The sequence below is a fragment of the Nostoc sp. DedQUE08 genome (assembly GCF_034530895.1).
Taxonomy (GTDB): Bacteria; Cyanobacteriota; Cyanobacteriia; order Cyanobacteriales; family Nostocaceae; genus Nostoc.
Window position 1 is genome coordinate 1 of the sequence record NZ_JAVRCD010000137.1, and the last position, 1,335, is coordinate 1,335.

General features: G+C 69.1%; 1 protein-coding gene. It reads right to left on the reverse strand.

The annotated features are described in order from the left end of the window. Positions 1-192: 192 nt before the first annotated feature. Positions 193-1,233: an IS4 family transposase gene (locus RMY64_RS36715; protein ID WP_322702692.1), complete on the reverse strand. Its 1,041-nt coding sequence runs from the start codon at positions 1,231-1,233 to the stop codon at positions 193-195. Between the last annotated feature and the right edge of the window lie 102 nt (positions 1,234-1,335).

The following is a 1,335-nucleotide window of genomic DNA, read 5'->3' on the forward strand; positions in this document are numbered from 1 at the left end:
GCCCCATAGGCGCGAAGTTATATTGATGCGAGTTGGAGAGCCTGAGAAGGTCGTTGTCTTGGGCTGTCGCGGAGTTGGTGTCGCCAGGCTCGGATACGTCGGGGAGTGGGGTGTCTGACAGGCGGCAGGATAGCGTGGAGGAGGCAGCGCCTTGCGATCTGCCAGGCGCGCCAGAGGGAGACGGCGGTTGGCTCAGGCGGCGGCCGTTGCTGGCGTCTTGGAGGGGGAAAAACCGGCGATCCGGCTGGCCAGATCCTCCGTGAGCACGGCGGCGATCAGATGGGCGAGCAGCCAGGTGCGGGCCGATCTGGGGTCACTGGCGGCGAGCCTGTCGAGCCCGCCGAGGCTTTTGAGCCGCTTGAAGCCCAACTCCACCTGCCATCGCCCGCGATACAGGGCGATGACCCGATCGGGTGTCGCATCGGCGTGTGGCAGGGAGGTCAGCAGGATGAGATGCTCCGCCGCCGCCAGGGTCCTCGGGTCCAGAGCCTGGCAGCGCTTGCCAGCCCGCCGCGTGGTCCGCTTGCGCTGGGTCGCGGCCTGCGCCGGCGGCAGGCGTTGCAGCACGAGCCGCATCGGCCGGGCGATGCCGGCCAGGTGCACTTCGTGCTCGCAGGCCTCTTGTCCCACGGGCAGCAGGGACAGCAGGTCGATCCGATCGCCCGAGGCGTCGTACAGAGCTATCGCGCGCCAACCGATGCGGGTGACCACCTCACTGCCTGCCGCCAGCACCTCGGCGACATTGCGCACCCGGCCGTAGCCTCGATCGAACACCATTATCCGTCCCGGCTCCAGGCGGGTCTGTGCCACAGCCTCTGCCGTGCACGCCGGTGTCAGCCGCAGATCGGTGAACCGCCCCAGCGCCGGGTCGTAGCGCGCATGGACCCGCCACGGCGCACCCTTCGCCCCAGCCGCCGTCACCAACGTGCCGTCCACCAGGGACAGCCCACCCGCCGCCGCAGGCGTCAGCCCCGCCAGCAGCCGCTCCAGGATGTGCTCCAGCCACTCGCCCATCCGCTGCAGCCGACCCTGCACTGCCTTGTCGCTCAGCTGATCCGCCAGGCCCGCTTCGCAGGCCGCCAGCGCCGTCGAGCGCAGCGACAGCCCTCCCGGACCATGCAGCAATGCCAGGCGCAGAAGCTCCTCCGCCGACCGCAGCTTGCGCGCTCGACGCAGCGCACCGTACTGCCGCGCCGTTGCCTCCAGATCCACCACCGACCCAATCCGTGCCACCAACCATCGCCAGTGGCACTCACCCTTCACATCAAGTCTCATCCAAACCAGGAATCACAGCGCCCGCTACCCCGCAACCCCTTAGATTCGCGCCTATGGGGC